This is a genomic window from Actinosynnema sp. CS-041913, from assembly GCF_050942485.1.
Taxonomy (GTDB): Bacteria; Actinomycetota; Actinomycetes; order Mycobacteriales; family Pseudonocardiaceae; genus Actinosynnema.
Window position 1 is genome coordinate 7989431 of the sequence record NZ_CP192037.1, and the last position, 13162, is coordinate 8002592.

Here is a 13162-nt window from a genome sequence, read left to right on the forward strand (position 1 = left end):
AAGGGGTCGCCCGGCGTGACTACCCTGGCGACCGCGCTCGGCGCCCGCTGGCCGGGCCAGGAGAACCCGATCGTGGTCGAAGTCGACCCTGCCGGCGGTGACCTCATGGCGCGCTTCCGGCTGCCCGCCACACCGGGCGTGGTGAGTTTGGCCGCGGCGGCGCGAGGTCGCGGCGGCGCCGACCCGACTCTGCTCGCCCAGCACACCCAGCTTCTCCCCGGTGGTCTGCGGGTGGTGTTCGGTCCGGTCGGTGCCGAACAAGCTCGCGCCGCCCTGTCGGTGCTGGCCTCGGGGCCGTCCTCGCCGCTGCGGCGGGCCGCGGACCAGCCGGAGACCACGGTCATCGCCGACTGCGGCCGGGTCGATCCCGATTCACCCGCGTTCCCGATCATCCGCAGCGCGGACGCGATGCTGCTGGTCGCCCGTCCCCACGACGACGAGCTCGCGCACGTCGCGCTCAAGCTGCAGGCCGCCCAGCAGTGGTCGCGCCGCCCGTGCTTCGTCCTGGTCGGCGACGGCTACCCGACCGCGGAGGTCTCCCAGGCGCTGCGCATCCCGGTGATGGGTCGCGTGCCGCAGGACGACAAGGGCGCCGCCGTGCTGTGCGGCCAGGGCACCGGTCGACGTGGACCCGACAAGTCCGCGCTCGGCCGCGCCGCCACCAAGATCGCGCTCAACATTCACGCGCACTGGCACGCGCCGACCACGAGCAACGGCGCTCGTGCACCGCACCTGCGGGTGGCCGTTGCGGGTGAGCCGGTCTCGGGCGCGGCCCTGCAACCGCTCGGGCCGCAGACCCGTAACGGAGCGACGTCATGACCCGGCCCGGACTTGGCGACCCGCGCCTGACCACCTCGAACAACGGCACTGGCCCGAACCCGGTCGTTGCCCAGCCTCTGCTTGGACCGGCGGAGCTGCCTCACCGGCCCGCCGGTGAGGCCGCCGCGGTGGAGCGGCTGCGGCAGTACCTGCGCGACGAGTTGTCCACCCAGTTCAGCCAACGTATCCGGGCCGACGAGACCGTCGGCCGCCCGTCGATGGACGCCCCGCAACGTCGCCGGTTGGCCGAGGCGATCTTGACCGATGCGGCCGAGGCGCACGCGGAGGCTGAACTTCGCAACTCCGCCATCGGCGGGATGCTGGTGGCGCCCGAGGTCGAGCAGCGGCTGATCCGTCAGGTTCTCGACGAGGTCTTCGGCCTGGCCGGCCTGGAACCGCTGCTGGCCGACACCGACATCGAGAACATCAACATCAACGGCGACCGCGTCTTCGTCAAGTACGCCGACGGCCGCCGCAACCGTGTGCCCCCGGTAGTCGGCTCGGACACCGAGCTGATCGACCTCATCCGCGACCTGGCCACCCGCTCCGGGGTGGAGGAGCGTCGCTTCGACCGCGGCAGTCCGATCGTGAACTTTCAGCTGCCTGGCGGCGAGCGGGTCTCGGCGGTCATGGCGGTCACCGCGCGGCCGTCGGTGTCGATCCGCCGGCACCGGTTCGCCAAGGTCACTCTGGCCGAGCTGCGCGAGAACGGCACCATCGACCTCGCCCTGGAGAGCTTTCTGAAAGCCCTGGTGCGGGCCAAGCGCAACATCCTGGTCACCGGCGGCACGGCGATCGGCAAGACCACGCTGCTGCGCGGCTTGGCCTCGGCAATCCCGCCGTGGGAGCGGCTGATCACGATCGAGGACGTCTTCGAGCTCGGCCTCGGCGAGGACGCCGACGCCCACCCGGACGTGGTGGCGCTGCAGGCCCGCGAACCGAACATCGAGGGCCAGGGCGAGATTTCCCTGTCGGACCTGGTGTGGCAGTCGCTGCGCATGTCGCCGGACCGGGTCATCGTCGGCGAGGTCCGCGGCCCGGAGGTCATCCCGCTGACCAACGCCATGTCCATGGGCAACGACGGCAGCATGGGCACCCTGCACAGCAGCTCCAGCCAGGGCGCGTTCACCAAGCTGGCCGCCTACGCCGTGCAGGGCCCCGAGCGGCTGCCGATGGAAGCAACCAACCTCCTGGTCGCCGCTGCGCTGCACTTCGTGGTGCACCTGGAAAAGCCCCGCGACGACCCCAGCAAACGGGTCGTGTCCTCCATCCGCGAGGTCGTGGGTGCCGACGGCGCCCAGATCATCAGCAACGAGGTCTGGCGCCCCGGTCCGGACCTACGCGCGGTGCCCGGCGCGCCGCTACGTACCGACACCGTCGATCTGCTCGTCGAGGCGGGCTACGACCCGGACCTGTTCGAGCGACGCGAAGGGTGGTGGACGCCATGACCACGACCGCTGCCCTGTTCGGCCTGCTCGGCACCGGTGCGGCCGTCGGTGTCCTGCTCATCGTCACCGGGCTGCGCGGCCGACCCGCCCGCGCGGCGACGCCCTCGCGACTGAGCGCCTGGCTGGCCGCACGGCACGACCGCAAGCGGGTCGGATGGCTCGTCGTGGCCGTGCTCGCCGGCCTGGCCGTCGGCGTCGTCACCGGCTGGGTGGTCGCCGCCATCCTGACCGTCCTCGCGGTCGTCGGCCTGCCGCGGATCCTCGGCTCGAACGTCGACCACAAGCGCCACCTCGAACGCATCGAGGCGATCGCCGGCTGGACGGAGATGCTGCGCGACACCCTGGTCGCCGCGGCCGGCCTGGAACAGGCCATCCTCGCCACCGCCCCGGCCTGCCCCGAGGCGATCCGCGAGGAGATCACCGAGCTGGCCGTCCGGCTGGAACGCGGCGAACGTCTCGCGCCGTCGCTGCGTCACCTCGCCGACCAGCTGCGCGACCCGACCGCGGATCTGGTGATCTCCGCGCTCGTGTTGGCCGCCGAGCACCAGGCCCGGCAGCTGGCCGACCTGCTCGGCGAGCTGGCCGGCGAGGCGCGCGAGCAGGCGTCGATGCGGATGCGGGTCGAAGCCGGCCGCGCCCGCACCCGGACCAGTGTGCGCGTCATCGTGATCACCACACTGTCCTTCGCGATTGGGCTGGTGCTACTCAACCGCGGCTACCTCACCCCGTACGGCTCCGCGTTCGGCCAGATCATGCTGCTGTTCGTCGGCGCGTTGTTCGCTGCCTCTTTTGCTTGGCTGGCAGGGATTGCGCGGCTGCGGGAGCCTGAGCGCTTCCTCACGGAACTGGCCACGATCCGGCCACACGACGCCGACGTGGACGTCGATGACCTGCTCACCGGGAAGGGAGCGTCGTCATGATCAGCGCGCTGCTGTGGGGCGCCGGGCTCAGCGTCGGATTGTGGGCGCTGGTGGTCTACGCGTTCCCGCCCCGGCCGCCGCTGCGAGCTCTGGTCGACCGGCTGCACGCGACCCCGGCGCCACCGCCGATCCTCACCGCGGACTCCCACGGCTGGGCCCTGCGCGTGGGCCGCCCGTTCATCAAACCGTTGGCCGCGCTCGGGTTGCCCAACCGCAAGCTGCGCAACGACCTCGCGGTCACCGGCAAGAGCATCGAACACCACTTGGCCGAGAAGGCCACGTTGGCGCTGACCGGGCTGCTGCTGCCGATCCTGATGCACCTCCTGCTCGTCGTGGCCGATGTCGGTCTCGGCTGGGAAGTTCCCGCGGTCGCCAGCCTGCTGTTCGCGCTCGGCGGGTTCCTGCTGCTGGACATCAGCGTCCGGCAGGAAGCCGAGCGGCGCCGCTCCACCTTCCGGCATGCGCTGTCGGCCTATCTGAACCTGATCCGGGTCCTGCTGGCCGGCGGCGCCGGCGTCGACGGTGCCCTGTCCGACGCGGTCGGTATCGGCAAGGGCTGGGCCTTCCAACATCTGCACGGTGCGCTGGTCACCGCCAAACTGACCCGCACCACGCCGTGGTCCACCCTCGGCCGGCTCGGCACTGAACTCGACGTGCACCAGCTGTCCGAGCTGGCCGCCTCGGTCAGCCTCGCCGGCACCGAAGGCGCCCGCGTGCGCGCCAGCTTCGCGGCCAAGGCCGCCGCGCTGCGCACCCGCGAACTCACCGACGCCGAAGGCGAAGCCCAAGCCGCCACCGAACGGATGAGCCTTCCCGTGGTGATGCTCTTCGGTGGGTTCCTGCTTTTCATCGGGTTTCCTGCACTGGCGAGCGTCCTGGGAGGCCTCTGAGTACCACAAGAACCGTCCATACCGGATCCCGAACCACAAGGGAGAAGCTGATGTTTACCGGAGTTCAGGTCCTGATGGCCCGCGTCCGGGCTGAGCTGGACCGGCTACGCCGCGACGAGGGCGGTTACTCGACCGAAGCAGTCGTGGTCACCGCACTGCTGGCGGCGCTCGCCATCGCGGTCATCGCGATCATCGTCATCAAGGTCACCCAGAAAGCCAACGGGATCAACCTGTAGGTCGGTGACCACGATGCCTCGACGCCCCAGCCGACCCCGCACGCCGACCACACGCGAGCGTCTACACCGGACACGCGTTCCGGCGGCGTTGCGCCGGCTGCGGACGGATCAACGTGGCGCCGGCACGGTCGAACTCGTCATCGCCACGCCACTGCTGTTGCTGCTGATCCTGCTTATCGCGCAGTTTGCCCTGTACATGCACGCCACCCACATCGCCCAAGCCGCAGCGTCCGAAGCACTGTCCGCGGCACGGGTGTATGGCGGCAGCGCCACTGCGGGCAACACCGAGGGACAGCGAATCCTCACGCAACTGGGAAGTGGCCCGCTGCAAGAAACATCGGTCGACGTCCAGCGGGGACCGGCCCAGGCATTCGTGACGATCACCGGGACAGTGATCAACGTGATCCCATTCGCGACCTTCACGGTGCACGCTGAAGCCGTTGGGCCCGTTGATAAATTCACCCCTCCGACCAGCACCGGGGCGGTGTCACCATGACCGCGGCCCACCGGTTCCTCACGTTCGCGCCCTTGGTGTACGCGCGAATCCGCGCGCTGCGCCGTGACGAACGAGGGTCCGCCGCAGCCGAACTCACTCTACTGACTCCGCTGCTGATCCTGCTGCTGTTGTTCGTCGTGTTCTGCGGCCGGCTGGCCGACACCAAGTTGCGGATCAACGACGTGGCGCACCAAGCCGCCCGTGCCGCCACCCTGGCCCGGACCCCGTCGCAGGCCACTGCCAACGCTCAAGTCACCGCCAGCGCAGCCCTGGCCTCTGCCGGGATCACCTGCCAGTCGCTGTCGGTGTCCACCGACACCCAGGGACTCAAGCCGGGTTCCACAGTGACCGTCACCGTGTCCTGCAGCGTCGGCCTCGGTGACCTGACCTCGCTGGGTGTGCCCGGCAGTCGGACGTTCGAATCCAGCTTCTCCTCCCCAGTCGATGTTTGGCGCGGCACCTCCCCGAACGCCCAGGCGGGAGGCGCGCCATGAGGTTGGCCGCATCGCTATGCCGCCGAACGCGCCAGCTGCGCAAGGACGAGGACGGTCGGGTGACTGCGTTTGTCGTCATCATCGCGCTGGCCGCGCTGCTGTTCGCCGGGCTCGTGCTCGACTGCGGGCTCGCGCTGGCCGCCAAGGTCCGCGCGATGGGCGAGGCACAGGAAGCCGCGCGGGCCGGCGCCCAGGAAATCGACTTGGCCGCCTACCGCGCCGACGGCACGCTGCGCCTTATCCCGCAACAAGCCAGCGCAGCGGCTCACAGCTACCTCGCCGCCGCGGGCCACACCGGCACCGTGTCGGTCGCGGGCAACACGGTGAACGTGACCGTCAGCATCAACCAGCCCACCCAGCTGCTCGGACTGGCCGGCATCGGCTCGATCACGGTCACCGCAACCGGGCAAGCCCAACCGCAACGCGGAATCTCCGGAGTTCTTCCATGACCGCCCTCACACACCGCTACCCAATTCAGTGCCACAACGGGGAAGGAGACCAGGATGGCGACGACTGAAGAGATCGAACGCCGAGTCGAGGAAGCCGACGCGGCCCGCAGCGCGAAGAGGGCCGCTGCGGCCAAGCGCGTCGGTGAGCTTGCACAGCTGCGGGCAGAAGTGGCCGAGAAACTCGGCGACATCGAGCGAGAACTCGGGGACGTCCTCGCCGAGTCCAGCGACGTCATCGGTGTCGACGAGCTGGCCACGTTCACCGACGTACCGGCTGCCGACCTCACCCAGTGGCTCAACGGCCGGAAAGCGACTCGCCCCAAGCGCAAGCGGTCCACCGCCGGCACACCAACCACCAAGAGCGACGCGAGCGGGCAACAGACCACAGCGAAGACACCGCCGGCCAGCCAGACGTCCGCATCACCCGAACTCGCCGGGCCTCGCAACGGCGCGGCGGACACATCCACCCGGATTCTCGCGTCGGTGACGTGACACCGCCGCTCCGGTTCGTTCACCGTCCGCCGCTGTCTCGGGTGGCGACCGCGGAGTCGTAAACCTGCACGTTCCAAGGAATTGAGCACGTCGTGACCGCACACTCGCACTTCTCCCGCCGGAAGCCGATACGGCCGAGCGCAGGCCGGCCCAGCTGGTGGGCTCTGGTCGCCACGCTCCGGTTCGTGCGCGGTCTGCTCGCGTTCGTCGTCCTGCTCGCCCTCGTGGCGGGTCTGCCCTGGGCCCTAGTGCATTTCGTGGGTTGGCCCTTGCCCGGCCAAGTGCCGACCTGGGACGAGATCCAGGCGACGCTGCTCAACCCGATGAGCGCGCAATTCCTGCTCAACACCTTGGCGGTGCTGTGCTGGATCGTCTGGTTCTTCTTCGCGCTCGACGTCCTGCGCTGCACCATCGACGCGGCGCGCGGGATCACCTGGCCGCAGGTCCGCCCTCCCGGCCGGCTGCACGGGTTCGCCGCGGCCCTGATCGGCACCATCGTGCTGACCCTGCTCGGCAACCGGACCCCGTACACGGCGCCCACCCCGACCACCGCAACCCTGACCGCCGATCTCACGCCCGTCGCGGTCGTCGCACCGCTGACCCCAGGCCCGGCCACGCCCGCCGCGGCTTTGCAGGCGGCCGGCGTCCCGACGACCACGTTGGTGATCGATCGGGCAGCACCTGCCCCGCCGGGCATGGTCCACGTCAGCGAGGAAGTCCGGCTCCCGCACGACGGGATCTACGACAGCCTGTGGCGGGTCGCCGAACGCATCTACGGTCCCGGCGGCGGCAGCCGCTGGCCCGAGTTGTTCCAGCTCAACCGCGGCGTGGAGCAACCTGACGGCCATGCGCTGACCCAGCCCAACCTTGTGCGCCCCGGCTGGAAGATCACCGCCTACATCCCCGCCCCACCCGAACAGCATCCCCCCGGCGAGCAGCAGCCGCAGGTGCCGCCCCAGCCGCCGCCCCCACCACCTCCGACGAGCACCGCGCCGACCACGCCACCATCAACACAGCCCGCACCGAACACGACCCCGGCGCCGGCCACGACGGACCAGGCCGGCAAGCACCGCGACGACCAAGCCGAACCGGGACTGGACCTGCTGACGGGCGTGTTCGTCAGCCTCGGCCTCGCTGGAGCCATCACCGCGGCCACGGCGTCAGCCAGGATGTGGCGCCGACGCCGCTACCGCATCGGCAGCGGCGACCGCGCCGACCTGCACCGCCCGATCGCGCCCGTGGTCCGCGCCCTGCGGGCCGCGCACGACCACGACGACGGCGACCAGCGGCCCGGTGACGACGTGGAGTTCGTCGACCTCGCCCCGGCCCCACCGCAGATACACATCACCGCCGCCGGGGCCCTGGAACCCGACGACAAGCCAGTGCCGGTACCGGCGAGGGTCGGCGTGCGGGGCGGTCGCGAACTCGCCCTGAACCTCGCCAGCACCCGCGGCCTCGGCCTCGCCGGCCCCGGCGCACCCGCCGCCGCCCGCGCCCTCCTGCTGCACCTACTCACCGAACAGCAGCCCGGCGAGGGCATCCGCGTGCTCGTGCCCGCCGATGATCTGCACCTTGTCTTCGACGGTGCCGACGTCGAGAACCTGCCGTCCACCATCCACGTCGTCGCCACGCTCGACGCCGCCCTCGACGAGATGGAAGCGGCCCTGCTCACCCGCACTCGCCACGCCATCGAGGAGACCGAATCCCAACCCACCCCGGCCTCGCTTGTGCTGCTCGCCAGTCCCGCAGCCCACGCCGAACGTCGCCTTCAGGCCATGCTCGACAACGGCTCCACCCTCGGAATGGCCGGCGTGCTCCTCGGCCAGTGGCGACCCGGCGCGACCGTGCGCGTCCGCTACGACGGCACCGTCAGCGCGGCCAGCCCCGGCCTGGGCGACGCTCTGGTCGACACGCGGCTGTTCAGCCTGCCCGCGGCCGACGCCACCGAGTTGCTTGCCGTGCTCCGTGATGCCGAAGGCCCCACCGAACTCACGACACCGGCTCAGACCGAGCTGGGCGGCGAACACCAGGTGCCTCTCGCGGACGACCGCGAGGACGAACACGACGTTATGCACGCGCCGCCCGTTCCCGAGCAGCGCTCGGTCGAGGAAATGACCCAGCTCGAATCCACTCGCCCGCCGAAGCCGGAGGACAATTCGCAGACCTCTCCGGCCTCGAACCGGCAGCTGCTGGACGCCCCGCCTGTCCCCGTGGACGTCCAGTTGCGTGCCCGGGCCCCAGCCGCACCGGATGAGGACCGCGGCACAGCTGCCGAGCCAGCCGGTGACCGGGCACGGCAGCCCGAGCAACCGCTAAAGCCGGAGAACTGTGACGAGTCCACGCCGCGGCGACCGCTGGCCGTACGCGTGCTGGGGCGCCTGCACGTGGCCCTTCGCGCCGACGAGGGAGACCGCGAACTCAACGGCGCGCTCACACCGAAACAGCGCGAAGTGCTCGTCTACCTCGCGCTGCACCCGCACGGCGTCCGCCGCGAAGTCCTCAACGAGGCCGTCTGGCCCGACAGCCGGCCGCCACGGCCGTACAACTCGTTCCACAACACCCTGTCGATGATGCGCCGCGCGCTCGGCGACGCCACCGACGGTCTGATCACGAACCTCGTCCTTAACGACGATGGCCGCTACCAGCTCAACGACGAACTCGTCGTCGTCGACTACTGGCAACTCCAGCACGCCCTGCAGGCGCCCCGCCCCACTGACGCCGAGGCCCAGGCCCAGCTGCACGACGCCATCGAGCTCTACCAGGGCGACCTCGCCGAGGACCTACTCGTCCCCTGGGTCGAGCCGTTCCGCGAAGCCACACGCCGCGACGTCCTGGACGCGCTCGGCACCCTCATCGGCGTACACGGCGACGCCGACTTAGACACCTCGCTCACGCTGCTGGAACGCACCCGGAAGCTCGACCGGTACAACGAAGGCGTCTACCGCGACATCATCTGCGCCCAGGCCCGCCTCGACCAGTACGCCGCCATCCCGCGCACGCTCGCGCTGCTGACCACGACACTCGACGAGATCGGCCAACGCCCCAGCGCCGACACGCTCAACCTCGCCGACTTCCTCCAACGTCGAGGCAGCACCCGCCGGCCGCTCTCCACCGACAACGCCGCGGCCAGCTGAACCGCGCCCGACATCGCAGCTGGTGCCGCAGTCAGATTGATCGTCATCGTCCGGCGACTGATCGCCGTCATCCGGCGCCTTCTGCAGCTGCTCGATCAGATCGAGGTTCTCTTCCGCCCAATCGATCAGAGGCCGCGCCCGGACCAGCAGTTCTGCAGCGGCGGGAGTCAGCGAGTACTCCACCGACCGCGGGAACGTCCGCTCCTCGACCCGATCCACCAGACCGGCGGTCTCCATCCGCCGCAGCGTGCGGCCCAGCGCCCGGCTCTGAATCCTGCGCACGGTCCCGGTCCACGGATCGAACGTCGTCATTTCCTGAATGGCTGAATGAAGTTCGCTGTAATGCAGCGGGCCAGCGCTCAACGCCACGAGAATGCGCGGATCCATTCCCCGTTCAGCACATGGCGGAGATCCCGCGACCGCGCTAGGTATCTAGCGCCTCCCGTTACCATGAGCCATTTTCATCGTGACGTCGCAGGTCACGGCGCAGGCTGAGTAGTGGGAGCGTGGTGGGCGAGGCTCCAGGTAAGACAGCAGTCGACCAAGATCCGATGCCCCAACCGGGAGCCTCGCCGTGCGGTCCTACCCTGCCGCGATTCCGCTGTCCAACCGCACCCTCGTCCGCCTGGGCGACCTGATCCGCGCCGAGCGCGTGCGGCGACGATCCCGGTGGCGGCGGCTCGATCCCGGTCGTCAGGCGCTGCTCGTGCTCGCCCACCTGCGCAACGGCGACACCTGCGCTCGTCTGGCCGCCGGTTTCGGGGTTTCCTGCAGTACCGCCTGGCGCTACGTCCGGGAAGCGGTGGACCTGCTCGCCGCCCTGGCCGACGACCTTCACGCCGCCGGTGAACGCGCCGCCCGACTCGCCTACGCGATCCTGGACGGCACCCTGGTCCCCATCGACCGCATCGCCGACCAGAAGCCCTACTACTCGGCCAAACACCGTCGCCACGGCGTCAACGTCCAGGTTCTCGCCGACCCGGCGGGCCGGCTGGTGTGGGTCTCGCCGGCTCTGCCCGGCGCGGTTCACGACCTGACCGCGGCCCGCACCCATGGCCAACCCATGGCCCAATGCCACTAACTTTAGCCACGTTTTCACAGCTCAGATCGATCCAGAGGACGTTCAGCTCGACCGGATCCGGGCCATCCCGGACTCGTTGGGGCGAGAGGCGACCTGGGGATCTGCGCCTGCGCGATGCAACTATGTCCTAAGTGGACAATCTTTCGTAGTGTCATCCGGCCTGTTCGGCGGACGAACCTGGCCCTGACCAGCGGAAAGCTTAAGTTAGTGGCATTGACCCATGGCCTCGTCGACGCGCTGACCGGCCACAGCGTCACCACCTTCGCCGACAAGGCGTATCAAGGCGCGGGCGGCACGGTGCGCACCCCGTTCAAGCGCCACGCCACACGCCCTCACCTGTCACGCGGTCAGAAGGCGGTCAACCGTGCCCATGCCCGCATCCGCGCGCTCGGCGAACGCGCCGTCTCGCTGCTCAAAGGCTGGAAAGTCCTGGCCAAGCTCCGCTGCTGCCCACGCCGGGCCACCACGATCATCGCGGCCATCCTCGTCCTGCACCACACCGAGACCCGCCGCCAACCACGATGAAAAGGGTTCCATGTACACCCCTCATACTTGTTCGCGATGGCCCACCTACACCCCGCCCCCGCAGCACAGGCGAGCCCTGAGATTCAAAACTGAGAATCGCCTCCTTTTCCGATCAGAAGGCGTATAATCGCCTCCGTCATCGGCCACTTCGGTTGATCAGTGTCAAGGTTGTCAAACGCTACGTCAAACGAGGTACCCGTTGCAGCGTATTTCCCCTTAGGACGAGCTGGCGTCACCACATCGAGTGACCAACTAGTAAATCAACAGCACAGTCAGTGATCACTCTGCAGTGTCCTGGTCACCTACCGAACGACGGTCCGATTCAACCGCCTGTTAGAGCGGTAGCCCTCCGACTCCGCGAAGCGCCTAGTCACCAGGCCGCAGGGCCTACCGATGTAACGCCCAACTCAGTGGCCAACAGGCACATGAACAGTCGATTCGGGTGGGTGGTCACCTGTCGTCACTCGTGACCCCGTGGTCGCCCTGACTGCGTTGGTCGCCATCCGTTCGTACCCCACTTCCCGCCGTCTGATCGGCATGCACTGCCCGCCTCTGGCCCCCCTTTGATCACGGCCACAGTCCACTTCTGCGCACTCGCCGTTGATCAACTTGGCTCGAATTCGACACTTCGTATCAATTTGCATCCGATTGTCGCTTGCGCTTGATAATCACATACTGCGCAACGACAAGGACAGCACTGTCCCCACTGCGCATCTGCGTCCAGTGCGACGTCACCTTCGAGGGCTGACAACCCCATCGCGCGAGCGTCAGTCCGCGCTCGCGCCATCGTTGAGCGCGTCGGCTTCCCACGTCGGCTGGTCGAGGATGCGGAAGAGGTCAAGGGCGTGGCGGGCGTGCTCCAACGCCCGCCGGTGGTCCCCTCGCCGTTCCCAGGCCCGCGCGAGGGTGTGGTGAGCGAGAGCCTGCTGGGTGGGGTCGTGGTGGTGTTCCGCCAAGGCGAGGGCCTGGTGCAGATGTCCGATGGCCTGCTCGTGCCGTCCTTGCCGGGCGAGGGCTTGACCAAGGTGTCGGTGGGCGAGGCTGCGGGCGGCGGGGTCCGGCAGGTGGATGGCGGCGTCGGCGGCGGCCTGCCACATGGCCAGCTCGGCGTGACGGTGTCCCAGCCGGAGGTGGAAGGTGCCCAGGGCCCAGGCCAGGTGCAGCACGGCCTGGTGGCGGTGTTGGGCGGCGGCGGTGTGTTGGGCGGCAAGCAGGTGGCGGTGGTGGGTGTCCAGCCAGAGCAGCGCGGCCGGGTGATCAGGCAGCGGATGGGGGTGGCTGTTGACGGGGATCGGGTCGAGCCGGATCGGCGGGCGGTGGGGATACAGGAGGCGGTCGGCGGTGTGGGCGGTGTCGAGGTAGAAGTCCACGACCCGCTCCAGCGCCGCCCGCCGCACCGGCTCCGATAGGTCGTCGTGGGCGGTGGTGGCGGCGTAGGCGCGGACCAGGTCATGCATCGCGTAGCGGCCGTTCGGGTGCCGGTCGAGCAGGGAGTGGTCCTCCAGGACACGCAGGACCTTGCGCGCCTCGGTCAGGGACAGGTTGGTGAGGGAGGCAACGGCGGACAGGTCAGTGTCCGGTCCGGGAGCGATTCCGAGCAGGGCGAACACAGTGCGTTGCTCGCTGGTGAGGTGATGCAGGGACCAGGACAGCACCGCGGGCAGGCTAGCGGTGGGGTCGGTGTCGTGGGCAAGTACCTCCAAGCCCAGCTCACGCAGTTCGGCGGCAACCTCGGCCAGCGGGATGGTGGGGTGGGCGGCGGCTTGGCGGGCCGTGATTGCCAACGCTAGCGGGTGACGTCCGCACAGCTCGACCATCTCGTCGGTCACGTCGGGTTCGGCGTTGACCCGCTCGTCGCCGACGCGTGCGGCCAGCAGGGTACGGGCCTCCGCGTGGGTGAGGACGTCCAGCGGCAGATGGCGGGCGCCGTACCGGTCGATAAGGGTGGGCAATGTGGTGCGGCCGGTGACCAGCACGGTGCAGGCCGGGCTGCCGGGAAGCAACGGGACGACCTGGTCAGCGGTGGCGGCGTTGTCCAGCACGATCAGCATCCGCCGTCCGGAGACCAAGCTGCGGTACAGCGCGGCCTGGGCGTCCAGGTCCGGTGGCAGGCTGCCAGGGTCGACGCCGAGTGCATCGAGGAACCCTCGCACCGCGACCGCCGGTTCGGTCGGCCGT

At 69.5% G+C, this 13162-nt stretch carries 11 protein-coding genes and 3 pseudogenes; 12 read left to right on the forward strand and 2 right to left on the reverse strand.

Going from position 1 to position 13162, the window contains the following annotated elements; translation table 11 throughout:
* Positions 1-15: 15 nt before the first annotated feature.
* The 10 genes from ACQPZF_RS35935 to ACQPZF_RS35980 all read left to right on the forward strand — a co-directional run bounded on the left by ACQPZF_RS35935 (position 16) and on the right by ACQPZF_RS35980 (position 9378).
* Positions 16-819 (forward strand): chromosome partitioning protein, encoded by an 804-nt coding sequence (locus tag ACQPZF_RS35935; RefSeq protein WP_433264740.1) that lies wholly within the window; start codon positions 16-18, stop codon positions 817-819.
* A complete protein-coding gene (locus ACQPZF_RS35940) occupies positions 816-2267 on the forward strand; it encodes a CpaF family protein (protein ID WP_433264742.1) in 1452 nt (483 codons plus the stop codon). The genes ACQPZF_RS35935 and ACQPZF_RS35940 overlap by 4 nt, the downstream gene beginning before the upstream one ends.
* The gene (locus ACQPZF_RS35945; RefSeq protein WP_433264744.1) at positions 2264-3187 is read left to right on the forward strand and encodes a type II secretion system F family protein; all 924 of its coding nucleotides are present in this window, start codon (positions 2264-2266) and stop codon (positions 3185-3187) included. The genes ACQPZF_RS35940 and ACQPZF_RS35945 overlap by 4 nt, the downstream gene beginning before the upstream one ends.
* A complete protein-coding gene (locus ACQPZF_RS35950) occupies positions 3184-4077 on the forward strand; it encodes a secretion system protein (protein WP_433264746.1) in 894 nt (297 codons plus the stop codon). The genes ACQPZF_RS35945 and ACQPZF_RS35950 overlap by 4 nt, the downstream gene beginning before the upstream one ends.
* A gap of 50 nt (positions 4078-4127) precedes the next feature.
* Positions 4128-4313 carry a hypothetical protein gene (locus tag ACQPZF_RS35955; RefSeq protein ID WP_433264748.1) on the forward strand — a complete coding sequence of 62 codons (186 nt, stop codon included), beginning with the start codon at positions 4128-4130 and terminating at the stop codon, positions 4311-4313.
* A 13-nt stretch (positions 4314-4326) separates the two neighbouring features.
* Positions 4327-4809 carry a TadE/TadG family type IV pilus assembly protein gene (locus tag ACQPZF_RS35960; protein ID WP_433274867.1) on the forward strand — a complete coding sequence of 161 codons (483 nt, stop codon included), beginning with the start codon at positions 4327-4329 and terminating at the stop codon, positions 4807-4809.
* Positions 4806-5303 (forward strand): TadE/TadG family type IV pilus assembly protein, encoded by a 498-nt coding sequence (locus tag ACQPZF_RS35965; protein ID WP_433264750.1) that lies wholly within the window; start codon positions 4806-4808, stop codon positions 5301-5303. Before ACQPZF_RS35960 ends, ACQPZF_RS35965 begins: the two co-directional genes overlap by 4 nt.
* A gap of 59 nt (positions 5304-5362) precedes the next feature.
* Positions 5363-5752 (forward strand): pilus assembly protein TadG-related protein, encoded by a 390-nt coding sequence (locus ACQPZF_RS35970; protein WP_433264752.1) that lies wholly within the window; start codon positions 5363-5365, stop codon positions 5750-5752.
* 54 nt (positions 5753-5806) lie between these two features.
* The gene (locus ACQPZF_RS35975) at positions 5807-6244 is read left to right on the forward strand and encodes a hypothetical protein (protein ID WP_433264754.1); all 438 of its coding nucleotides are present in this window, start codon (positions 5807-5809) and stop codon (positions 6242-6244) included.
* A 185-nt stretch (positions 6245-6429) separates the two neighbouring features.
* Complete coding sequence (locus ACQPZF_RS35980; protein ID WP_433264756.1) at positions 6430-9378, forward strand: BTAD domain-containing putative transcriptional regulator; 2949 nt, start codon at positions 6430-6432, stop codon at positions 9376-9378.
* 111 nt (positions 9379-9489) lie between these two features.
* On the opposite strand, the pseudogene ACQPZF_RS35985 reads toward ACQPZF_RS35980, so the two are convergent.
* Positions 9490-9765, reverse strand: a pseudogene (locus tag ACQPZF_RS35985) (winged helix-turn-helix transcriptional regulator); the annotation flags it as partial.
* Between the two features lie 187 nt (positions 9766-9952).
* Here ACQPZF_RS35985 and ACQPZF_RS35990 point away from each other — a divergent pair.
* Together ACQPZF_RS35990 and ACQPZF_RS35995 are read left to right on the forward strand one after the other, a co-directional pair.
* Positions 9953-10426, forward strand: a pseudogene (locus ACQPZF_RS35990) (transposase family protein); the annotation flags it as partial.
* A 249-nt stretch (positions 10427-10675) separates the two neighbouring features.
* Positions 10676-10984: pseudogene (locus tag ACQPZF_RS35995) on the forward strand (transposase family protein); the annotation flags it as partial.
* A gap of 767 nt (positions 10985-11751) precedes the next feature.
* Here the strand turns inward: ACQPZF_RS35995 and ACQPZF_RS36000 are convergent.
* A complete protein-coding gene (locus ACQPZF_RS36000) occupies positions 11752-13137 on the reverse strand; it encodes a tetratricopeptide repeat protein (RefSeq protein ID WP_433264758.1) in 1386 nt (461 codons plus the stop codon).
* Positions 13138-13162: the final 25 nt, after the last annotated feature.